General features: G+C 42.7%; 20 protein-coding genes. 7 read left to right on the top strand and 13 right to left on the bottom strand.

Features of this window, described 5'->3' with window-relative positions; translation table 11 throughout:
- The first annotated feature begins 11 nt into the window (after window positions 1-11).
- Window positions 12-683: a rhomboid family intramembrane serine protease gene (locus tag ACFFRD_RS18515; protein WP_392482663.1), complete on the top strand. Its 672-nt coding sequence runs from the start codon at window positions 12-14 to the stop codon at window positions 681-683.
- A gap of 130 nt (window positions 684-813) precedes the next feature.
- Here the strand turns inward: ACFFRD_RS18515 and ACFFRD_RS18510 are convergent, their stop codons facing one another.
- The 5 genes from ACFFRD_RS18510 to ACFFRD_RS18490 form a co-directional block, all read right to left on the bottom strand.
- Window positions 814-2,988, bottom strand: a complete 2,175-nt coding sequence (locus tag ACFFRD_RS18510; protein WP_392482662.1) for a GumC family protein — start codon at window positions 2,986-2,988, stop codon at window positions 814-816.
- Between the two features lie 211 nt (window positions 2,989-3,199).
- Window positions 3,200-4,564, bottom strand: coding sequence for a polysaccharide biosynthesis/export family protein (locus ACFFRD_RS18505; protein ID WP_179071858.1), 1,365 nt, complete (start codon window positions 4,562-4,564; stop codon window positions 3,200-3,202).
- 360 nt (window positions 4,565-4,924) lie between these two features.
- Entirely contained in the window at window positions 4,925-5,650 is a 726-nt protein-coding gene (locus ACFFRD_RS18500) for a cyanoexosortase B system-associated protein (RefSeq protein ID WP_392482661.1), read from the bottom strand.
- A gap of 198 nt (window positions 5,651-5,848) precedes the next feature.
- Entirely contained in the window at window positions 5,849-6,742 is an 894-nt protein-coding gene (gene crtB, locus ACFFRD_RS18495; RefSeq protein WP_392482660.1) for a cyanoexosortase B, read from the bottom strand.
- 90 nt (window positions 6,743-6,832) lie between these two features.
- The gene (locus tag ACFFRD_RS18490) at window positions 6,833-8,017 is read right to left on the bottom strand and encodes a DegT/DnrJ/EryC1/StrS family aminotransferase (protein WP_392483104.1); all 1,185 of its coding nucleotides are present in this window, start codon (window positions 8,015-8,017) and stop codon (window positions 6,833-6,835) included.
- Between the two features lie 660 nt (window positions 8,018-8,677).
- Between ACFFRD_RS18490 and ACFFRD_RS18485 the strand changes: the two genes are divergently transcribed.
- The gene (locus tag ACFFRD_RS18485) at window positions 8,678-10,237 is read left to right on the top strand and encodes a histidine kinase dimerization/phospho-acceptor domain-containing protein (protein ID WP_392482659.1); all 1,560 of its coding nucleotides are present in this window, start codon (window positions 8,678-8,680) and stop codon (window positions 10,235-10,237) included.
- 195 nt (window positions 10,238-10,432) lie between these two features.
- Window positions 10,433-11,851, top strand: a complete 1,419-nt coding sequence (locus ACFFRD_RS18480) for an IctB family putative bicarbonate transporter (protein WP_392482658.1) — start codon at window positions 10,433-10,435, stop codon at window positions 11,849-11,851.
- 63 nt (window positions 11,852-11,914) lie between these two features.
- On the opposite strand, the gene ACFFRD_RS18475 is transcribed toward ACFFRD_RS18480, so the two are convergent.
- Window positions 11,915-12,193, bottom strand: coding sequence for a WGxxGxxG family protein (locus ACFFRD_RS18475; protein ID WP_179071854.1), 279 nt, complete (start codon window positions 12,191-12,193; stop codon window positions 11,915-11,917).
- A 182-nt stretch (window positions 12,194-12,375) separates the two neighbouring features.
- Window positions 12,376-12,843, bottom strand: coding sequence for an SsrA-binding protein SmpB (gene smpB / locus ACFFRD_RS18470; RefSeq protein ID WP_012407256.1), 468 nt, complete (start codon window positions 12,841-12,843; stop codon window positions 12,376-12,378).
- 694 nt (window positions 12,844-13,537) lie between these two features.
- Here smpB and ACFFRD_RS18465 point away from each other — a divergent pair.
- Window positions 13,538-14,221 carry a response regulator transcription factor gene (locus tag ACFFRD_RS18465; protein ID WP_392482657.1) on the top strand — a complete coding sequence of 228 codons (684 nt, stop codon included), beginning with the start codon at window positions 13,538-13,540 and terminating at the stop codon, window positions 14,219-14,221.
- 27 nt (window positions 14,222-14,248) lie between these two features.
- Here the strand turns inward: ACFFRD_RS18465 and ACFFRD_RS18460 are convergent, their stop codons facing one another.
- The 4 genes from ACFFRD_RS18460 to murC form a co-directional block, all read right to left on the bottom strand.
- Window positions 14,249-14,728: a low molecular weight protein-tyrosine-phosphatase gene (locus ACFFRD_RS18460; RefSeq protein WP_179075416.1), complete on the bottom strand. Its 480-nt coding sequence runs from the start codon at window positions 14,726-14,728 to the stop codon at window positions 14,249-14,251.
- A 210-nt stretch (window positions 14,729-14,938) separates the two neighbouring features.
- Window positions 14,939-15,286: a YbaB/EbfC family nucleoid-associated protein gene (locus ACFFRD_RS18455; protein WP_012407253.1), complete on the bottom strand. Its 348-nt coding sequence runs from the start codon at window positions 15,284-15,286 to the stop codon at window positions 14,939-14,941.
- Between the two features lie 179 nt (window positions 15,287-15,465).
- Entirely contained in the window at window positions 15,466-16,464 is a 999-nt protein-coding gene (murB, locus tag ACFFRD_RS18450; RefSeq protein ID WP_392482656.1) for a UDP-N-acetylmuramate dehydrogenase, read from the bottom strand.
- Window positions 16,465-16,588: 124 nt separating this feature from the next.
- Window positions 16,589-18,034 carry a UDP-N-acetylmuramate--L-alanine ligase gene (gene murC, locus ACFFRD_RS18445; protein ID WP_392482655.1) on the bottom strand — a complete coding sequence of 482 codons (1,446 nt, stop codon included), beginning with the start codon at window positions 18,032-18,034 and terminating at the stop codon, window positions 16,589-16,591.
- A gap of 403 nt (window positions 18,035-18,437) precedes the next feature.
- Between murC and nadD the strand changes: the two genes are divergently transcribed.
- Together nadD and ACFFRD_RS18435 are read left to right on the top strand one after the other, a co-directional pair.
- Entirely contained in the window at window positions 18,438-19,064 is a 627-nt protein-coding gene (gene nadD / locus ACFFRD_RS18440; RefSeq protein WP_392482654.1) for a nicotinate (nicotinamide) nucleotide adenylyltransferase, read from the top strand.
- A 116-nt stretch (window positions 19,065-19,180) separates the two neighbouring features.
- On the top strand, window positions 19,181-20,194 hold the full coding sequence (locus ACFFRD_RS18435; protein WP_392482653.1) for a type I glyceraldehyde-3-phosphate dehydrogenase: 1,014 nt from the start codon (window positions 19,181-19,183) through the stop codon (window positions 20,192-20,194).
- A gap of 119 nt (window positions 20,195-20,313) precedes the next feature.
- Here ACFFRD_RS18435 and thiL read toward each other — a convergent pair whose 3' ends face one another.
- A complete protein-coding gene (gene thiL, locus ACFFRD_RS18430) occupies window positions 20,314-21,336 on the bottom strand; it encodes a thiamine-phosphate kinase (RefSeq protein ID WP_392482652.1) in 1,023 nt (340 codons plus the stop codon).
- An 89-nt stretch (window positions 21,337-21,425) separates the two neighbouring features.
- Here thiL and ACFFRD_RS18425 point away from each other — a divergent pair, with 89 nt between their 5' ends.
- Window positions 21,426-22,007: a Uma2 family endonuclease gene (locus ACFFRD_RS18425; RefSeq protein ID WP_392482651.1), complete on the top strand. Its 582-nt coding sequence runs from the start codon at window positions 21,426-21,428 to the stop codon at window positions 22,005-22,007.
- A gap of 53 nt (window positions 22,008-22,060) precedes the next feature.
- Here the strand turns inward: ACFFRD_RS18425 and ACFFRD_RS18420 are convergent, their stop codons facing one another.
- Window positions 22,061-23,167, bottom strand: a complete 1,107-nt coding sequence (locus ACFFRD_RS18420) for a peptidylprolyl isomerase (protein ID WP_392482650.1) — start codon at window positions 23,165-23,167, stop codon at window positions 22,061-22,063.
- Window positions 23,168-23,384: the final 217 nt, after the last annotated feature.

Below are 23,384 nucleotides of genomic sequence, written 5' to 3'. Positions count from 1 at the left end.
GAAAAACACCTGTGTTTCCCCTCTACGACGAAAATCCGACGCGAATCACCCCGTATTTCACCTACGGTTTAATTGGCATAAATATTGTAGTTTTTCTTCACGAGGTGAGCCTGTCAAATGCACAATTGAGTCAGTTTTTAAGTCAATATGCGGTAGTACCTCAAGAGTTAACAACCAATTTGAATGGAGAGTGGATAACATTATTTACGTCGCAATTTTTACACGGTGGTTGGTGGCACTTAATCTCAAATATGTTGTTCCTCTGGGTTTTTGGCAACAATATTGAAGATCGATTAGGTCATGCCAAATATCTAATTTTTTATTTGGCATGTGGTGCTTTAGCTGCCTTATGCCAATGGTTTATTGGTATGAATTCTGAGATTCCTTCCTTGGGGGCAAGTGGTGCAATTTCTGGGGTTTTGGGTGCGTACATCATCCGCTTTCCCCACGCTAAAGTCATGACCTTAGTTTTTTTGGGGATTTTCATCACCACAATCAGAATTCCAGCACTAGTGATAATTGGACTTTTCTTTGTGCAGAATGTTATATCTGGTCTTGCTACCTTACAAACAGCTGCTCAGATGACTGTACAAACCGGTGGAGTTGCTTATTGGGCGCATATCGGGGGTTTTGTTTTTGGGGTAATTCTTGCTCCCCTGTTTGGGTTGTTTAGGCAGGACTAAATACAGCATTTTCTGTCTAAATTCATAGCGAAAAAATTGCTAGCTATCAAACCTCTGCGTTAACCTTTGCTTACTTACCCAGTGAGAATGGTAAGCGCCCATACAACATTGAAATTTACCTATTGGGATATCAGTTTTTGCTAGCAGCTGCTGAAACTTCTTCTGATTCTTCTACCTCAGATGTAAATGTTGATGATTGTGCAACTTCTTCAGGTACAGAAACAATGATATCAGCACCATTAATAATTGCTCCTAACAACCCCAGTTCAGCTTCCACCAATTGATCAACAGCTTCACCTAACATATTCTCTTGTGTGTAGTGTGGCCGTGTCACTAATACGATCCCATCACTGTAAGGTTGGATTAACAGAGGATCATTCGATATGCTGAGTGGGCTAGTATCTAAAATAACTAAATCAAAGCGTTCGCGGACATCCTCAATCAGCCGCCGCATTTCGCTAGATTCCAGAATAGCAGCAGATTGGCGTACAGGGCCAGGACTTGGAAGAATGTATAAATTTTCTACATCAGGAACTAAACGGATACATTCACTTAAGTTAGCGTAATAACGTAGGGGTTCAATTGAGGCATCGGGATCAGGAATTACTTTCAGGGATGTTGAACGGGAAGGCGATCGCAAATCTGTTTCGATAATTAAGGTTCTTTTACCAGCACGGGCAGAAGCTATACCCAAGTTATAAGCACTTGCCGTCTTACCCTCTAAGCTACTGGTGCTAGTAATCAACACCACTTTTAAGTTTTTACCACCTATCCGGCGCAGATTACTACGGAATTTCTCATAAAATTCTAAATAAGGAGAATCAGCAGAAACGACCACTGGGACTGCTTCTTTATCCAAATCATCAACTGGCATTAAAGGCAATTCTCCCAACACTGCCACTTCCCGTTGCTTGAGGCTCTCGCGAATATCCTCTCTGGTTTTGAAAGTCCCTTCCAGCGCTCCCAACAAAAATATCACCCCACCACCAATCACCACACCTAAGAAACCGCCTACAGCAAGGGTAATAGGTACACTCTTCGGGGGTTTGATATCAGCAGCAGCTGTGGGTCGTCTGGCAATGCTGAGGCTGCTAGTAGTTTCTGCTTCTGCGGTTTTAGCATCGGTTAGCTTTACCTGCATTTGGTCATAGATGGATTTTTTGAGGGCAACCTCCTGTTCTAAACGCGATCGCTCTAATTGCTTATTGGGTATCAGAGAATACTCTTGCCGTAGTCGCGCTTCTTGTTGGATCTCTTGAACTAATTGTTGTTGCAACGTCTCCCGTTGGGTTTGCAAAGACACCATTTGGTTTGCCAATTGCTGGCGGGCTGGATCTAAGCTGCTTTGGGTGCGAATACCTGCAACGCTACCCTGAAGCGGAGCCGCCGTCCCATCACCACCTAATACCTCAGATGCACGTTGTTGCAGCAATTCTTCAGCAGCTTGTTTCTGACGCATTAGCTGAACCATCGTTGGGTGTTCCGGTCGCAAATCCTTTTTGAGTACGGCGATTTGCGACTCACTTTGATAAATTTGCGCTCGTAAGTTACCAATAATTGGATCGGCACTCAAAGCAGAAGAAACATAAGCCTGTCCGACTGTTAAGCCTAACTTATTTTGTAAACTGCGAATTTGACCATCAACCCCAGAAATAGTTAATTGCATCTGCCGTTGGAGATTTTGGCTAGCAGTAACAGCGCTTAACAAGCTGCCATTCTCGGCTGCTAATATTGCCGTTCGTTCGATGCGATCGTACTGTTCTAACTTCTTTTCAGCAACTTGCAACTCTCGTTTAGCTTGTGGTACGCGATCGTTAATCTTTTCAATAATTGCTTGTAATCGCCCAGTATTGATATCACTGCTCAACTTGATCATTGCTTGCATCAATTCCGCCAAGACCTGTATACCTCGTTTGGGATCAGTATCTACATATTTCAATTCCAAAATACTAGATTCCAATTCTCCAGTCCTGGGGTTTTTTTTAGGAACAGAAAGGACAACACTGTTACCCAGCTTTGTCGGTTTGACACCGACTTTTTCTGCCACTGCTGCAATTATCTGGTTGGAGAGTAAAACTTCCTGATTCAGTTCTTTTCCTTGCTGTTGGATTTCTGTACCAGTTGCAGAGAAAGAAACTGGTGGGCCACTATAGGTAAGTGCGGCAGATGCTATATAGCTAGTAGGTGGCTCTGGTTGCATAGCTACCAAAGTCGACCCTACTATAACTAGACCAAAACTAGCTAGTCCAATCCACTTGTACTTATCAAAAGCAATAAGATAGCGCTTAACAATTGGTGGGGTCATGGTCGCTTCGCTCCAATTCAAAATTCAAAATTTAAAATTTAGGAAGCACCAAACGAAAGATAGTGGTTTTGATAAAAGAACGCTATCAACTTCATACTATATATTGGTTGATATGTTTAATATTTTTACATTCACGAATTCAAAGACCAGTTGGAGATGTGGCTTCCTACACTCCCAACTATTTCCAGATTGTATCCTTCTTTTAGAGTTACTAATTTGACCCGCCACCGAAGTTGTCAAAAAACCGGAGAAAGGATTGAACGTTGAAGAAAGGTTGGGTAATGGTAGTTAGGAAATTAGTAATTCTACCTATGAGGTTACGACCAACAACAATAACATCATTATCTTGAAGCGCCACATTTTGAGACGCATCGCCTCCTAGAGCTTTTTTAGCATCAAGTTTCTGGGTAACAGCTTTACCTTGTTCAGGATCAAAGCGAACGAGAGCGATATCTCGGAGATTAGCAGTATCAAGATTTACTCCTCCCAAAGCATCTACAAATGTACTGCCATTAGGCAGTGCTTGAATAGAGAGACCTCCCGCAGCGTAGTTTAAAACCCGGACTCTAATCTGTGGTGTGGCTAAGGATGAACGTGCTACCAAATTGCGGTCATAACCGTCATCATTACCAACTTCACGACGGGGGATGAGTATCGCATCTCCATCTTGTAAGCGTAAATTAGGGATTGAACCGCCATTTTGCAGTGCTGCATATAAGTCAATAGTTTGTGAAATCACAGAACCATCAATTAACTTGCGGCGTACTTGTATTTGTCGCAGGTCTGCATTTAACGTTGAACCCCCAGATATTAGCAAGGCATCAGCAACGCGGGGTGTTGCTGAATTAATCGGATAAATTCCTGGTCTGAATATTTCTCCGCTAACGGTAACTTGAACTGGTCGCGCCCCTGCCAAAGATACTACTATGATTGGATCTGGAAAAAAGCGACTTAAACCCAAGCGAATTTTTTCTTGAGCTTCTTCTAAAGTTAAACCTTGTAATGACACCGTTCCCACTTGCGGTACTACGATGGTGCCTTCGGGACTAATTACAGCTTGAAAACTTAAGTCTTGACGCTGCGCTGCTAAGGCTAAAACTATTACTGGATCGACAACATAACGATTTAAACCCAAGCGAATTTTTTCTTGAGCTTCTTCTAAAGTTAAACCTTGTAATGACACTGTTCCCAGTAGTGGCACCACAATGTTACCTTCTGGGTTGATTAAAGCTTGAAAACTCAAATCTGGAAAGCGCTGAACCGAAACGCTAATTCCATCTCCTATTCCTAAGCGGTATGGACCAGGAGGACGCTGAAGCACAACGCCAATTATATCTCCTGGCCCTAAGAGGTAGCGGCTGAGTTGGCTGGAAGTTTCGTCATTTGCACCTGTAGGTATAACCTCAGTCTCAGTACCTGGCACAGGCGAGGGGGGTTGCCTTGGTGATTGTCCTTGAGATGGAAAAGGCTGGGCAACGACAAGTTGGATAGGTGTTATTAAAAAAACTCCTACTTGAAGACTAACAAAACAAAGGGCGCTGAATGCACGCATATAAGAAGTGGGATCTATGAACATCGGTGCAGAAAAAATGATATGAGAATTATTCGCGCCGAGTCGTTATTTTACTCTATAAATGTCCCCAATGTCTCTGGAGTCTGCAAGTATTTACCAAGAAAAAGAGAAGAACTTTACTAAATTTAAATACTAACTTCATATTATTAACATCTTTTGGCTAAGTTTTAGGCTGAATGCAATTTATAAAGATAAGTAGGTTGGCGCAATTAAAGCTAACTAGCAAGGGCTGTCATTTGTCCTTTGTCATTGGTCATTAGTAAGGACTTTAAGACTATTTACGTTTCATAACATAATTTGGTTTATTTCTACGAACTTACTTACTTCTGATGAATCTCTGCACAAAGGCATTCATCAGATACTTTACAAAGGGCCTGCCATCAATGTACTTTGCACTGTTTCCCCCATAGACTTGGCTAAAGACCAAGATGTTTCTACCTGCCCTAAAGGTTCCATCGGGATTAGAATGCTCACGCTTACCCAGGGAATACGTTGCTTGCGCCACTGGGCCACTTGATCTGCCAAGAACCAATGGAAAGGTGATGGATTTCCGCCGTCTGGCATGGCGTACCATTGCAAGACAGCGAAGGTTTGCTGTGGTGTGGCGGCACGAAAGAACCTAGCTTCTACTTTAGTTTCAACAACATTAGAAGCCAACTTTTCAGACTGTTTCACAGTAAATTCGGCAGAACGAGATTGCGCTATATTCCACTTTCCCCAGCGCGATCTTCCCCAGCCGTTAACATCTGTCCACTCTACTTCTGGTTGATCCATAGGCCCATTTTGCGGTAGCAAAAGCAGGATTACCTGGGATTGCGAACCTTCTTTTTTCATTACCTGCAAAGACCATTTATGTTCACCAATTTGCTGTTCTGATTGTTCAATAGTTTGCCAACCAGGAAGGGCTAACCCAGTGTTGCGGATCTGTTTTAACTCGTGGAGATTGGTAACAGGTAGCGGCTGTTTCCATTGCCAATGTCCTGTTAGATATCCGGGAATCCCTCCTATTGCTAGCAGTAGTAGCAATAACAAAAGTGCTGCTACCTGATTGAACTGGTTTTCTTTGAAAAACTTCGAGAATGAAATCATCAGTAAAATTTGTGATACTTAGGCAAAATTTTACTTTATAAAATCACACCATGAGTTCAGTAATATTTATGAGTAGATTAAGAGAGAGGAGAGCAGAGAGCAGGGGACAAGAGGACAAGAGGTGAGAACTTGAAACAAGTCTTTCCCCTTGTCCCCAATTCTCCTTGTCCCCAAGTCCTCTTCCCAATGCCCATACTTCTAACTTTCTGCTTCTTGCTCAGTTTCTAGAGATGTTGAAAAATAGTAATTAATCCAATTCAGTAGGGGTACTAATGACACCAGCATACAAGCAGAGTATAAGTCACCACCCCAACCTTCATGTAGCCATTTAAAAGCTGCTTCTTGACCTGTGCCGTGAAAGAAAGTCAGTAAAGTGTTACGAATAATATTGGCAGTAGTACTAACGATCGCAGCAAGAGATAAAAACGATATGGTTGTGCGCCGTGAAGATAAAGCATCTGTCCAATAAAGCAGCATCAAGCCAACGTAGAGAGTCGTGAACAACATTTTCAACCCTGCACAATAGGGAGCAACTTCTACAATGCGTCCTCCCACGTAGAGATTGATTTCATTTACTGTTACGTCCATACCAAATTGATTCAATATGAAACCTGCCGTACCAGCGATGAAGCTTTGCAGAGGCAAGGTATAGGGGGCAATGAGATAGGGTACTGCCGTCGGGGTGGCTAAAAATACCAGTAGTAAGGGGAATCCTTGCGATCGCAAACCTGCTATTCCTTTAAACCACAAACATAATCCTGCCAGGATAACGGGCAAGGAAAGGTTAACCCACTCTGTAACACCACTAAGATAAAACACTGCCCCTAGTAACAATAAAACAGCACTCAAAGGATGTGTGGTATCTGGTAAACGTTTCCACTTTTTTCGGTTTATCCAGGCCAGATAAGCTGCAAATGGTAAACCAATAATCCCGTGGCTGAAATATTCATGTTCTGTACTGATATTTTTGTTCAGCCAACCATCCAACCAGTGTAGCAATATAGGCGCATAAAGCAGCAGCAAAACGCCTATAATAGCTAGATTCAATAAGTCTGAGGCGTTTCTTTTTTTAATCTGTTGCTGGAGTGCCATGATTTTTATTGGTCATTGGTCATTTGCAAAGGACAACTGACAAAGAACAAATGTCTAATTGTTGGATGCACATATAAATATGAATTAACTTTAGGCTACCACGCTGTCAAGGTCAGCATTGGAGGTTTCATCTACCTGAGAAGTTGTTGAGACTGCATGAGCGATCGCAGCTACAACTTCTTTAACTTGGCTACTGCTCAAACCAGGATACATCGGTAATGATAATATTTGCTGTGACAGTTTTTCTGCTTGGGGAAAATCTCCCGGCTGATAGCCTAAATTGCTGAATGCTGGCTGGAGATGACAAGGAATTGGGTAGTGAATGCCGGTTTGAATTCCCACTGCTGTGAGTTTTTCCTGGAGTTGCTGGCGCTCTATTGGGCAAGAATCATCAACTTTAATGACATAAAGATGATAAACGTGTCCTGTATCACTTTGATTTTCTATAGGAATAATACCAGTAGTTGCCAAGGGTGCTAGTTCAGCATCATACTGCTGGGCAATAGTCAAGCGATCGCGATTCCACTGTGGCAAATATGGTAATTTTTGGTGCAAAATAGCTGCTTGTAAAGTATCCAAGCGGCTATTTGTACCGGGTTCAGTATGAAAATACTTTTGCGATGCACCATAATTTCGCAAACGCCCCATCTTCTGGGCGACATCTGAATCTCGTGTCAGCAGCATTCCCCCATCCCCAAATGCTCCCAAATTTTTGCTGGGATAGAAACTAAAAGCTGCTGCTATGCCTACTGAACCAGCGTGATATCCGTCTCTTTCGGCAAGGTGTGCTTGGGCGGCATCTTCAAAAATTAGTAGTTTGTAGGTATCAGCAAATTTGATAAGTTCACGTGGCGATACCATTTGTCCATAGAGATGTACAGGAATAATTGCTTTAGTCTGAGGCGTAATTGCCTTTGCTGCGGCCTCTAAATCAATTAAAGCTGTTTGGCGATCGCAATCTACCAGAATTGGCTTCGCGCCAGCGCGGATAACCCCAATCAAGGTTGCGATAAAAGTGTTGGCTGGTAAAATTACCTCATCGCCAGCACCAATATTACAAGCTTGTAATCCGAGAGCGATCGCATCTGTTCCTGATGCAACACCAACACCATAAGCTGCCCCCGATACTGCCGCAAATGCTGCTTCAAAATCTGAGAGTGCTTGCCCTAAAATAAAATCTCCCTGTTCCAATACAGATTGGATTGCATATTGCAATTGCATTTGAATTGGTTCGTGTTGCAACTTCAGGTCTACAAAAGGAACTCTAACAGCCATTTTATTCATTAGTAGTTGTCCTCAAAAAATATTTCCTCAACTGGAAAAAATAAAAAAGCCCACACAATTTTCAGCATGAAATTGTAATAGGTTCAATCTATTCGATCGAGACTTATATAAACTATCTAGTACAACACGGCGGAAAAAAACCACCCAATCTAAATCAATGAAATGCTTACGCTGTATTCATTTTTAATTTTTAATTTTTAATTCCGCCTTGCGGTACTAGGATTGTCAGCCATTAGTGCTAGCTGTTATAAGTAATAATTGCTATAAAAATTACTCAAATATAATTTTGTAAGTTAATTTACTTAGGGTTTGCCAGTAAGAATTTTTCCTTCTGTACATAAAGAATGACAGCTCCTTTGTATTGTATCCTTAGGGTTAGCTTACCCTGGCTGAATCAAAATCTAACGCAATCTGACTGTAAAATCCCAAGCAATAAAAACTACATCAGTACTAAATAAAGAATATCTAGCACCAGTAATTAGTAACTTGTGCATACCGCATCGCCGAGTTAATGGAAGGGAGAAAAAAATTTTGCCCTAAATTTGTTTGTCAGAGGCAAAATTAGGGAATGCTTAAAAATAGCAATTGATAACCTAGAAATAGGACTTGGATCAATTACACGATAGAGAAATTATTAAGGTAGCAGTGGCAATGATAGAGCCTGAAAACAAATTATTTGCCCTAAAGGATGGTTGGGATTCTCATGAATCAAGAGAACAGCAACGCCTCAAAGCTTTGTCCGATTTAGGTTTGCGGCAACCAGAAACGATTCCGGTTTTTGAAGAAGCCACACAGACTGCTGCCCGCTTTTTGGAAGCACCAATTTCCATATTGGGATTTGTGGATCAAGAACGCCACTGGTTTAAGTCGGCGGTGGGCTTATCTAGGCTGGGACTGGGACTGATGAATCATTTGGCACAAAGCCGTCAACTACCACGAGGGGAATCCTTTTGCACTAAGGTAGTAGAGAGTTTTCAAATATTTGAAATTAATGATACACATAAACTTACAGATCCAATACTTGTTAGCAGCAAGCTGGTGCAAGATTATGGTATTCGCGCTTACTTAGGAGCGCCACTCATTGATGCTGAGGGAAATTGTTTGGGTGCATTAGCGGTGATGGATTTAGTCCCGCGCAATTTTAAACCCCGAGACATTGAATTTTTACAAATCATTGCTCGTTGGAGCATGAGTGAATTTGAACGTAATCGGCTCCTGCAAGGGAGACTCGAATCAACCACTCTCAAGACTGCTCCTATATTTTCACTTAATGACGAACGTAACACTGAAATTAAAATCACCGCACCCACTCAAGATAATGACTCTGTTTCTACCAAGCAACTGAAACTGGAACTTTTGGGTCAGTTAACTCAGGAGTTACGCACACCTTTAACATCTGTACTTGGTATGGCTAGTGTTTTAGGACGTGAAATTTATGGGCCTTTGACGACTAAGCAAAGAGAATATTTAGAAATTATCCAACATAGTGGTCGGTATTTACTTTCCCTAGTAAACGAAATTACCGAACTAGGAGCTATGGATGACAACTCAACTGCACTGAATTTAGCTCCTGTGGATATTGAAATGCTATGTCAACAAGCTATCAATACCCTTGAAGAAGTGGCTAATCGCCGCGAGCAAGACATTCGCCTCTCTATAGAACCGGGACGTAATCGCATTTGGCCTTTAGATAAAGACAAGGTGCGGCAAATGTTATATCACCTGGTTTTCAGTGTGATTCAACTTTCGGCTACAGGTAGCATTGTTCGCATCCATGTTTCTTACAAGGAAGATACGCTCAACATTACTATTTGGGTTTCTCATCCCTGGTTAGGGGATGGCATTACTGAGGTTGACCCCTACTTCCGTCTCAATTCTTTGTCGCTCCTAGAGTTAACCGGTGAGGTAGCAACTTACAATACTCATATAGAAGGACAACAGCAACTAGAGACTTCATCAGTAGCAGTGGACAATTCCAAAAGCCTGAGTGATTCCCACTCCAATTTTCTTGCTGCGAGTTCTGGTCTAAATTTAGCTAAATTACATGGAAGCCTTTCTCGTGAAAGCTTGGGTCTATTGCTAAGTTGTCAACTGGCAGAGTTGCACGCTGGACAAATTTTGATTCAAGGTTCACCAGAATCAGGATATCGTTATGTGCTTTCTTTGCCACTGCAACTGGCAACTCCCTCGCAAGCAATTAGTGATGTCTGATTACAGCCAGTAGAGAACAGATTACAGGTGATAGGAAATAGGGAAAGACAAATTCATACTTTGTTATGTAGTAAGTACATGAATTAAAAGCGTCATTACTAATTTACAAACTACGTTATTACCTTTTTATAGCCATAGGCATTATGATCAAATCCAAGTTCTGCGTCGGCAGGCTAATTGATCGCAATGTTTTTTATGAATTTAGTCTGGCAACTATTTACTTTATCATCTTTACCGCTCAAAGAATATCTTGCTACCAGTTACGTACACCGTTCTCTGGTGGGACTGTTAAGGTCTTGGCGGCAAACCAGCGTCTTGATTCAGTGGGGAGATGCGATCGCAGCTGTATTACTCAGCTCAATATATGCCCTTGCACCTTTTGCTTCGAGTACGTTGGTAGGTTTGTTATTGGTGGCTTGTGTGGGATTTTGGCTGTTGTTGACTTTATCTGATGAAGTCACACCAGCAAATGTCTCGTCAGTCACTCCCATTCACCTACTGGTATTGCTCTACTGGGGAATTGCTGTAATCGCAACAGCATTATCACCAGTCAAAAAAGCGGCACTTAACGACTTGGGAACGTTGACCTTGTATTTGCTACTATTTGCCCTTTGTGCCAGGGTATTAAGGTCGCCTCGCCTCCGGTCTTGGATTCTCACCCTTTATCTGCACGTATCCTTAATTGTCAGTGTCTATGGATTGCGGCAATGGTTTTTTGGAGCCACAGCACTGGCAACTTGGGTTGATCCAGAATCTCCTCTGTCTAAGACTACAAGGGTCTACAGTTATTTAGGAAATCCCAACTTATTAGCTGGATACCTTTTACCAGCAGTAATTTTTAGCTTGGTGGCAATTTTTGCATGGCAAAGCTGGCTCAAAAAAGCTTTAGCATTAACAATGTTAATTGTCAATACTGCCTGCCTGATCCTGACTTTTAGTCGTGGCGGTTGGATTGGACTAGTGGTAGCAGTTTTGGCTGTGGTGGCATTGCTAATTTTTTGGAAGAGTGTGGAAATGCCTCCTTTTTGGCGTACTTGGTCGCTGCCCATTGTCTTAGGAGGTTTAATCGGGATATTACTCTTAGCAGTGATATTTGTAGAGCCAGTTCGCCTGCGGGTGTTCAGCATTTTTGCTGACCGTAAAGATAGCAGTAATAATTTTCGTCGAAATGTGTGGGATGCTGTCTTTGAGATGATTCGCGATCGCCCAATTTTCGGCATTGGGCCGGGTCACAACTCTTTTAATAAAGTTTATCCACTCTACCAACGCCCTCGATACACTGCTTTAAGTGCTTATTCTATTTTGTTTGAAGTGACTGTAGAAACTGGGTTTGTTGGTTTAGCCTGCTTTCTCTGGCTAATAATCGTTACATTTAATACGGCGCTTTTGCAAGTGCGACGATTGCGACGATTGAGAAGTGTAGAGGGATTTTGGTTAATTGGAGCGATCGCTATTTTGTTGGGTATGCTAGCTCACGGCACTGTAGATACTGTCTGGTATCGTCCTGAAGTCAATACCCTCTGGTGGCTCATCGTTGCTTTAATTGCCAGCTACTGGACACCTTTAACTCAAAACCAGACAAATTTATCTAACCCAGAACCAGCAGTAAACTAATACGAGCAAATTGTCAGTTGTTTTTCTACTGAACAACTGACAAATGAATGAATTTTGAATTGTCTAGTCCCTGTAAGTAGTGGCACCTGGGGCATTAGGGTCGCGATAAGCAGTCGGTTCGTTATCACGCTTTTTACCAGCCAAACCAGCTAGACCGAATAAACCAAGTAATCCTAGCCAACCCCAATCAAAATCGTTGCGATCGTAAGTGGTCGTTCTGGGAGCAGTAGTGGCTCCGGGATCAGTTGTTGTCTGAGCTTGTGCGGATAGAGTTAAGGGTAAAATTCCCATACTCAAGGTGAGAATGCCTGCGCCAACAGCTGTAATGAAATTACTTTTCATAAGTTGTGACAATTCCTTATGCCATCCGAAGTTACTCACCACTGTATCGATTCTCAACCTTCATAAAATCAATCTGTGGCTATAAACTAGGGCTTTTTATAAGTCACGCTGTGGACATACAACATGGTTTTCACAGCAATCTGTTTCTCACTCTGGTGTGGTAGTTTGAACCACAATTATCCTTAATAGCTTTTCATTGCGCGTTGAATGTCACGCTGATCTTGCCGTCGTTTCAGGTCTTCTCGCTTATCGTGGAGCTTTTTACCTTTGCCAAGGGCTATACTCACTTTTACCCAGCCCCGTTTGAGATACATTTTCAAAGGGATTAAAGTTAGACCTTGCTGTTCTACTTTGCCAATTAGCTTGCGGAGTTCTTGACGATGCAACAGCAGCTTTCGTGTCCGCCGTGGTTCATGATTAAAATATTGTCCACTGGCGTTGTAGGGCGAGATATGAATATTGATCAACCATGCTTCGCCATTGCGAAGCAAAGCATAGCCATCTTGGAGATTTACTTTACCCGCACGAATTGACTTAACCTCGGTTCCTGTCAACTCAATTCCGGCTTCGTAAGTTTCCAGAATTTCATACAAATAACGGGCTTGACGGTTGTCAGCAATAACTTTGTAACCTTCGTTCTTGTCGCTCATTGATAATTTTGTGCGTTTTAAATGTACCTAAAAAATTATTTGGATTGCCTGGCGAATTATAGGGTATTCATTATAATCGCTAGAAATATTGAACTGTATATCACTAATTTAGCTTTTCTAAGTTCACAATTAAGAGTTTTCTAGTAACTTTTAAGTTACCTGATATTGATTACATCTGAGGTTTATCCAGAACTTGGGAATTTTACCTCAAGTTTCACCAAGCTTGATTTTGTGCAGTTTCACAAAGACTTGTAAGTAAATCGGCGTAAATAATTAAAGTTTTGTAGTATACCTTGTTGGGTATCTTGCTACAAAACGCTAATCCTAGAAAGGGCTGAAGCCTTCTCTACAAACTTATTTCAATTCATGCCTACTTAACTTATATTTTGGTAAATTACTGATAAAATTAATAATAATTTATACTATAATGGAAACCTGCTCTGCCTTATTAATGAGTTGTTACAAATTAAAAAGCTCTCTATGCTTCCTGATCTGAGGGAGTTAAAGGTGAGTTGCACTTCGTTAACCTTCCAAAAGATTTAAGATTTTCTTTATAAATCAACCCTGAAGGCAGTCATTACCTGGTAATCCTGTCATAGTATGAAACATAAGAACACTATTCTTGCCAGTGTTCACCTATGAAGCGCGTAGAAGCAAATTTCTGAGTAAAAAAAATGCTAGGGGTGTATTGTCCATGCCCTTGACGATCCTTGTAGTGGATGATGATTTGGGCACTCGTCTGTCTGTTAGCGACTATCTTGAACTGTCTGGCTACTCAGTGATCACGGCTAATGACGGTCAAGAGGCTTTGTTTATGGTGGATGAGTATAATCCTGATTTGATTGTCACGGATATCATCATGCCACAGATGAATGGCTATGAACTGGTGCGTAGGGTGCGTCAACAACCAATGTTTCGCTTATTACCTGTAATTTTATTAACTGCCCGAACTAAGACCCAGGAAAGAATTCTGGGCTATCAGTCAGGGTGCGATTTATACTTACCCAAACCATTTGAATTGGAAGAGTTAGCAGCAGCAATCCGCAATCTTTTGGAGCGATCGCAAATTATTCAATCGGAGTATCGCTTTTCTCATAAAGAAAGTTTGGGCATTTCCGGCTCTACAAAAGCGGGGGATGCCCATAATTCTCTGTCTACTAAAATTCAGACATCCCACTTACACTCATCCCTAACTCATAGAGAACAAGAAGTCTTAGAGTTATTGACTCATGGTTTGTCTAATGCCGATATGGGTCATCAGCTACACCTGAGTCCTCGCACAGTGGAAAAGTACGTTAGTAGTTTATTGAGAAAAACTTCAACCAGCAACCGAGCAGAATTAGTGCGTTTTGCTATGAAGCATGGTTTAGTCGAATAAAAAAGGTGAGGAGTTAAGAATTAATACTCAGAACTCTTCACTGTTAACTTTTGTGAGCAGACCTTCACAAGCATCAATCAGTAAATCAATAACCTGATTAAATCCGTCTTGACCACCGTAGTAAGGATCTGGAACTTCCTTTAAGGTGTGTCGAGAGCAAAACTCACACATCAAACGCACTTTATGCTGATATTGCTCAGTGCGATCAAGAGTGAGGATATTCTCATAATTTTCTTGATCCATCGCCAAAATTAAATCAAAGTCTTGAAAGTCTGACTTTTGAAACTGGCGTGCTTGACCACGTAGTTTAATTCCCAACTTTGTACCAGCCGCAGCACTCATGCGTCTGTCAGGTGGGCTACCCACATGATAACTAGATGTACCAGCAGAATCACAGATGATGGCATCGCTCAAGCCTGCCTGCTCAATTAGATGATTCATGATGTTTTCTGCCGATGGCGATCGGCAGATGTTACCTAAGCAGACAAATAGCAACTTGTAAGGCATAGATATTTTTTGTCCTCTGTCAATAGTCATTTGTCCTTTGTCTTTTGACTAATGACCCTTCGGGTGAAGCTCCTGCGTCGCTACCACTTCTCTACGAGACGCTACGCGAACGCTAACACCAGTTGCTCAGGGGGAAACCCCCTTTCTTCCTTTGGGAGAAGACCGCACTGGCTCACCAATGACTAATGACCAATGACTAATGACCAATGACTAAAATCCAGGTAACTCCAACCCACTGGTTAATTCTTCCATACGTTCCCGCATTGTTGCTGTGGACTTGTTGTAGGCTTCTTTCATTGCCACCGTCACGAGATCGGAAAGTACTTCTGCACCTTCTGCAAGAGCATCTGGAGAAATTTCTACCCGCTTGGGTTCTTGGTTTCCACTGACAATCACCTTCACCAGACCACCGCCAGATTCTCCTAGAATCTCCATTTGCTCCAATTCTTCTTGGAGTCGCTTTGCACCTTCTTGAACTTGCTGTGCTTTCTTAAAAGCATCGGCTAGTTCCTTCATTTTTCCTAAGCCAAAGCCAAATCCCTGTCCTTTTCCTGTCATAATTATTTGTACGCTTGTGCGTTGAATAACAAATCAAATTCAATTATAGATGCGGTAAGTAATTTGCCTCTTTTTTTACCAATAATTAATGCATCTGGGAATTGGGCACTGGGCATTGGTTATGACACATCTTTACTGATATGCCTAGTTCCCAATCCCCATCCCCGGAATTGAAAGTTTCAGCAAGCACCTTGAAACTCTCCGAGCATTTTGACTTCTGGCTCTAAATTAATAGACCAACGTTCTTGCACCTGATGTTGGATGTGGCGAATGAGACAAAAGATGTCACTAGCTTTGGCCCCACCCCGGTTAACGATGAAATTAGCATGGAGTAGTGCTACTTGCGCTCCACCAATTTGGTAGCCTTTGAGACCAGTTTGCTCAATTAACCAGCCAGCACTGTAAGGTTTGGGATTGCGAAACACACTCCCACAGCTAGGGAAGTTGTACGGTTGGGTGCTTAAGCGATGCTTTTTGTGTTCTTTGGTGATTGCTACAACTTTTGCTGGGTCTGCACCTGGCGCGAGTTGTAAGGTGGCTTTGGTGACTATGCGATCGCCACCTTGCAATAAGGAAGTCCGATAGCTATAACCTAACTGTTCTGGGGTAAGAGTTTCCAGCGTCCCATTGGGTGAAAGTACCTCGGCACTAACTAACATATCTGCGATACAGCTATTATGTGCCCCTGCATTCATCACCACAGCACCTCCGGCTGTTCCAGGGATGCCAACAGCCCACTCCAATCCTTGCCATCCTAATTCTGCTGCGGCCCATGCCAAACTGGGAATTGATTCTCCAGCAGCAACAGTTAATTGACCAGTTTGGGGGTCAAAGTTGCTGAAGCGGAGGTGACGAGTCGCGATGACTAAGCCTGATATACCGCCATCGCTCACCAGGAGGTTAGAACCGGCTCCCAGTGTTGTCACCTTTAAATCACGTTCTTTTGCGTATTTAAGACTGGCTTGCAGTGCTTCTAAGTTTCGGGGGGCAACATACAAATCAGCTGCTCCTCCAACCCTATAGGAAGTAAAGGCTGACAAGCAAGCCTGGGGCTTGATTGCACAATCAGTATTTGGTAAGTAAATTACTTCACTATCCACCGAATTAGTTGTTTGATGTTTCTTTGTATTCAAAGCAGAAACTGTGCAGACGTTTCCAGCTGCCTGGGAAATGGTCATTTTTACTTTATATTGGTAAAATTTTTACATTAATTTACCGCAAAGATACGGTAATAGAGTTCATAGATGGAACCGTTGCTAGACGGGCGCTTTGCTCAGAAATGAAACTTTGCAAAGTCTCCACTTAAGATGTGGCTTTAGCAGGTTCGCAAAGTGCAGTAATTACTTCAGGAATCACCTGATTCAAGTTCCCAGCTCCTAAAAACAGCGCCAAGTCTCCTGGGCGTAATGTTTTTAACAAGTACTCACGCACTGAGGGTAAAGTTGGTTGATAAACTACCTGGGAATGCTGTTTAGCAATTTCCGCTGCTAGCTGTTCACCAGTAATTTGCCCTAAGTTGGGTTCGCCTGCACTGTAAATATCAGTCAGCACAACCAAATCAGCATGGGTAAAGGACTCGGCAAATTCTTCTAAAAAGGTCAGTGTTCGGCTATAGCGATGGGGTTGGAAGATAGCAACCACTCTTTGTCCTGGTCTTGCCTGTAAACGTGCGGCGGCGAGAGTAACGCGAATCTCGCTAGGATGATGAGCATAGTCATCAATGAAGGTAATACCATCAACTTCACCCCGCAGCTCAAAGCGTCGTCTTGCTCCTTCAAAGGTTGCAATACCTTTGGCGATCGCTCCAAATTCTAAGCCCAAGGCGCGACCAACAGCTACTGCTGCTAGAGCATTGCTGAGATTGTGCCGACTGAGCAGCCGCAACTTCAACACGCCCAAGGCTTTGCCTTTTTCCCAAACTAGAGCCGTGGTGCCATCAGCACGATAATCAATATTAGTAACGGTGTAGTCAGCGTTGGTATCTGAGTGTAAGCTGTAGCTGATTGTGGGTTGTAAGCGATCGCGCACTGTCGCACAGTCAATACTACCGATTAAAGTTTTACAACCCTTAGCAAATGTCTGGAAGATGTCAATTACTTCTTCTAATGTATCGTAATGGTCAGGATGATCGAGTTCAATATTGGTGATGATGCCAATTTCTGGAGCGTGTTTTACCAAAGAACCATCAGATTCGTCTGCTTCGGCTACCAAATATTGGCTTTGTCCCAATCGAGCATTACCTTCCCAAGCATTGACTTCGCCACCTACTAAAATCGTTGGGTCTAGGCCAGCTTCTAGAAGCATATAACCAATCATGCTACTGGTTGTAGTTTTGCCGTGTGTTCCTGCCACTGCAATACTGTAGTAATCGGAAATTAAGGCGGCTAGTACATCTGAACGATGCAAAACTGGACAACCTAATTCCAACGCTGCTTTGTATTCTAAATTATTAGTGTTAATTGCTGTTGAACAAATGACTTGAGGTAATTTTGACTTAGTATCAGCAGGTAATTGTTCTTGTGAATTTAATACTTGAGGACGAAAGAATTCGAGATTACTTGCCTCTTGTCTACCAAAAATATGGGCACCGATAGATTCCAATTTGTGCGTCATGTGGTTTGGACGAAGATCCGAACCTGATACTGGAAATTGACGCTTGGCGAGAACGTATGCCAGAGCAGACATACCTATGCCGCCGATGCCAATAAAATGAAATGGTCTACCACTAAAATCTACAGAATTAGTCATTTATTGCTCCTCTTACACCACACCACACCATAATCACAAATGACACGCGTATCATAACAGGAATTTGATTTTTACCGTAACTACTCCTATATCGTATTTATGTTTAATGCCCAGATGTGGTTTCTGGTCTGGTTTTGCGTGTTCAGAATGATTTTACCTTGGTTGGAGGTTTTTACTATTTCTGAACTGTTGTTAAGATTATTCTGAAAATTTTGGCTACATCGGGAAAGAAATTCTTGTAATGTCAAATACATATTTTTGTCTACCTTACTGGAATTGGCTACATAATACATTGTTTAGTGAAACTGATTTGAAATTGCATCAAGTTTAGCCGTGAATTGACTACAATAGTACATTGGTAATGAAACTATTTTTCAATTGCATAAAACCCAGGCATAACTGGATGCAGCAACTAGCAATTTTTGGTGGCACATTTGATCCAATTCACTGGGGACACCTGCTCGTAGCCGAGACAGCAATGCAAGAAGTATCTCTTGAAAAGGTAATTTGGGTGCCATCCCTAAATCCTCCTCATAAAGAAGCAGCTTTGTTTGAGCATCGCGTGAAAATGCTGCAATTAGCCATAAAAGATAACCCAGCGTTTACTGTCTCCCTAGTGGAGGCAAATCGCTCTGGGACTTCATACGCCATTAACACTCTGATTGACTTATCTGCTTGTTACCCAAATACTCACTGGTACTGGATTGTGGGCTTGGATACTTTCCAAACCTTACCTCGTTGGTACCGTGGACACGAACTAGCACAAATGTGTGATTGGTTAATCGCACCCCGACTGCTAGGTGGTGAGACTATAACTCAAAGCAAATTAATCTGCAAGCAAGTGGAGCAACAACTGAGGGAGCAGTCACATACCATTTACTGGCAACTCCTGAATATACCTTTAGTAGGAGTTTCGTCAAGTCTAATTCGCAAATTGTGCCGCGAACGCCAGTCAATTCGTTATTTAGTACCGGAAACGGTCAGATCATATATCACTAACAACAGTTTGTACTCGAACAAATCTGAATAAATTATGTGTTTTTTTATTGATCTAACACTTTATGGTTATAAGTGCCCCCCCCCTTTGCGATATGATTGGGGTCAACGATATCAACATATAAGCATAAATACAGAGGGCAAGACACTGTGATTAGAGTTGCAATCAACGGTTTCGGGCGGATTGGACGTAACTTTGCACGTTGCTGGGTGGGTAGAGAGAATAGCAATATCGATCTTGTCGCTATTAATGACACGTCAGACCCTAGAACCAATGCTCACCTGCTGAAGTATGACTCGATGCTAGGTAAGATCAAAGGTGCTGAGATTAGTGCCGATGATAACTCTATCATCGTGAACGGTAAGACCATTAAGTGCGTATCTGATCGCAACCCAGAAAAGTTGCCCTGGAGAGATTGGGGAATTGACCTAATTATCGAAGCAACAGGCGTATTTACTAGCAAAGAAGGAGCGCTAAAGCATGTGAATGCTGGAGCCAAGAAAGTTCTGATTACCGCTCCTGGTAAAAACGAGGATGGCACTTTTGTGGTTGGTGTGAATCATCATGATTATGACCACAACATACACAACATTATCAGTAACGCTAGTTGTACTACCAACTGTTTGGCACCAATTGCCAAGGTGTTGAACGATAAGTTCGGCATCATCAAAGGTACGATGACCACCACCCACAGCTATACAGGCGACCAGCGTTTGCTAGACGCTTCTCACCGGGATTTGCGACGGGCGAGGGCCGCAGCGATAAACATTGTACCCACCTCCACTGGTGCAGCAAAAGCAGTGGCGCTGGTTATCCCAGACCTGAAAGGCAAGCTTAATGGCGTTGCCTTACGCGTACCAACCCCGAACGTCTCAATGGTAGATTTCGTAGTTCAGGTTGAGAAGCGTACTATTACTGAAGAAGTTAACCAAGCTCTCAAAGATGCTGCTGAAGGCCCACTTAAAGGCATTTTGGACTATAGCGAACTAGAACTGGTATCTTCCGATTATCAAGGTAGTGATGCTTCTTCGATTGTCGATGCTAACTTGACTTTGGTTATGGGCAATGACTTAGTAAAAGTTATGGCGTGGTATGACAACGAGTGGGGTTACAGCCAACGAGTTTTGGATTTGGCAGAATTGGTAGCTGAGAAGTGGCAATAATTTGTCATTGGTCATTAGTCATTGGTCACTTGTACTGAGCGTAGTCGTACCACTTCGTGGAAGCAAGCTACGCGTAGCGTCTCGCAGAGAAGTATTAGTTTTTCACAAAAGACAAAGGACTATTGACTAAAATGCTGAAATCCCTGACTGAGGTTCAGAACTTGGTCAGGGAATTTTTTTTGTTCGTCGTGCAATAGTACTGTTGATCCGGGTGTAATGTTGCCGACGATCGCAGCACCTTGACCAAGATGTTGTACTAAGGCTAATGCTGACTCTTTTGGCAAGCAAAGCACTAATTCAAAGTCTTCACCACCGTATAGAGCATAAGCTAGCGCTTGCTCTTCTGTTAGCCAATGGTCAAAAGCTGCTGGCATGGAAATTTGTCTGCGTTCTAGGACAGCGCCAACACCACTGGCGCGGCAGATTTGGATAATTGCATCTGCCAAACCATCGCTGCTATCCATACCGGCAATGGGTATGGGAGATGGCGATGCTAAAATTTTCCAGAGGATTGGTAAGACATCTAATCGTGGCTGTGGGCGCTGGTGTGCGCGGATTAGTGCCGTGCGTTCTACATCTTTGAGGTTTTGTCCTGATTGGGGATGTAAAAGCAGTTCTAAGCCAGCTTGGGAGGCTCCATGAACCCCTGTAACAACAATCGCATCTCCCACTACAGCACCAGAACGGCGGATAATTTGATTAGGGTGAACTTGACCAAAAGCGGTAATTGCCAAAGTCGTCACAGGCGATCGCACCACATCACCTCCAACAATTGGGGTATTGTATTTTTGCAAGCATTCTGTCATTCCTTGGTATAACCGTTCTACCCAACTCACCCTAACTTCACCGGGGAGTCCCAACCCAACGGTAATTCCTAGTGGAGAAGCACCCATCGCTGCTAAATCTGATAAATTAGCAGCAGCAGCTCGCCAACCAGCATCTTCTGGGGAAGTGGTGAGGTTGCTAAAATGTACGCCATCAACTAGCACATCTGTAGTGACTACTAAAGATTGCTCTGGTGCAGTCACAAGTACTGCTGCATCATCGCCGATAATTTCTGGAGGACAGAAGCGTTGCAATCTTTCTAAAAGACCTTGTTCGCCAATGTCTTTTACTTGTTGAGAAGATAAATCACTGTTCACAATCGGTTTTCCGTGCTGAAAAATTACTAAGAAAACTGATGATTTGTTTTACTGTTTAATATAAGGGTATCGTCTAGGAGTCAGTTGGGATGGTAACAACACCAGTAACCAGCATCACATTTGAAGAGTACTTAACCTATGATGATGGTAGCGATTTCCATTATGAATTGGTGGATAGCAAGCTAGAGCTAATGAACCCACCTACTATTGAACATTTCCTGATTGCCAAATTTCTTGAGCAATTACTAGATGCAGAAATCAAACGTTGTAGCTCACCTTGGCTGTGTTTTCGAGAAAGTGGGGTGAGAACGGGGAGAAATAAATCTAGGTTGACTGATTTGTGTGTGGTGACGCTTGAGCAAGCCAGGGAATTATTGAATGCCTCAGCAGTATTTCAGTCACCGCCGTTACTAATTGTGGAGGTGGTCAGTCCAGAGTCCGTTAAACGGGATTATCGTCATAAGCGTTCTGAATATGCGGCCTTAGAGGTTCCTGAATATTGGATTGTAGACCCACTGGAAGCAAAGATTTCAGTGTTACTACTGGAAGATGGATTTTATGAAGAAACAGTTTTTACTGGTACTCAGGAAATTGTATCACGGACTTTTCTAGAATTAGCGATTACAGTTGATCAAGTATTCACCGCTGGGAATCTAAATCAGGGGAGTTAGGAGAGACGCGATTAATCGCGTCTGTACAGGAATTATTCTCCCCCTGTTTCTTCTTATGCTGCTTGCGGCTCAACCAGATTTTCTATTCCTTGAACGACTTTTGCCGATTCAATTTTGTCACCCGCCTTTAGTTTATCCAAAACTTCCTTGCCTTCAGTCAAATAGCCAAAAACGGCATAGCGACCATCTAAGAGGTTGCGTCCGGCGGGAGTGAGTTCTGGTTCAAACAAAAAGAAGAAGAATTGCGATGAACCACCATTTACTTCACTTTCGGGACGAGCCATGACTACTGCGCCAAAAGCAGAGAAAGGCAGAACTGGCATATCAACGTAACGACCAGCTTCTTCTAGCGTAATCCCATAAGTAGGTGCTTTATCACCCTGAACTAAAACTTCTAAGGGAATAGCGCGATATTCGCCTGTTTTGGGATCAATGAAACCTACATCCTTACCTGCGGGATCTCCAGTTTGCAGAAAGTAAGATTCTTCAGAACGGGTAAATTCTAAGCCATTGTAAAAACCCCTCTGTACTAAATCTACAAAATTCCCAGCAGTCACAGGGGCGCTATAACCATCCACGACGACAGTCAAATCGCCTTTGTTAGTTTTGAATTCTACCGTGGCACGACCTTTCAGTTGTGGCAGGTTACTGTACTCAGTAGGCACTTCAAAGGGGAATTCTTTCACCATTGACTCTTCTATCTGAGTTACTAGATTTAGAAGTTTGCCTCTCTCTTGAAGAATTTGTTCTTTATCTTTGCTGTTCGCCAATTCTTCTAATTTACCCACCCCAGATTTCAACTCGGTAATCCAAGCTTCTGCTTGGGGTTGGCGTTCTGTGGGAACGCTTGTTAAGATTTGGGAGGGTTTATCGAGAATTCGGGATGCTTTGCTGATGTCTTTGGAAATAGCACCCCATCGCCGATTAGCCCGCAGTTGGGCAGAGATGTCCTCTAAACTGGCTTGTAGTTGCCGTACAGGTTTGTTATCTATCGGGAGTGCATACCGCAACAAAGCCTTGCCGTCGGTGATTGCGTTGCCGGCTGGCAACGCGGCGCTACTGGAGGGAGTCCACCCAGCTGTAGTTATGCCTAAAAATATTGTTACCAGCAGTATTGCCATTAGGCTGTTCTTCAGCCAGGATTTTAATAAGTTAAGCATGGGATAACTCAAATGCAGCATTAAATTGTTGACTGGACGTAACCCATCAATAATCTTCCCACGTTAAGGGCGGAGGATAAATGACAAATACTTTGACAACTCTTGGAGACGCTACGCATTAGCGAAGCTTTCGCTTTAGCGATACGCTCAGTACAAATGACAAATGATAAATGACTAATGACAAATGCCCAATGACGGCTCTAGAAGGGTACAATAA

The sequence above is a fragment of the Nostoc sp. C110 genome, from assembly GCF_043099725.1.
Lineage (GTDB): Bacteria > Cyanobacteriota > Cyanobacteriia > Cyanobacteriales > Nostocaceae > Nostoc > Nostoc muscorum_A.
Note: the sequence above shows the minus strand (reverse complement) of the source record. Positions and strands in the feature narration are given on the sequence as shown.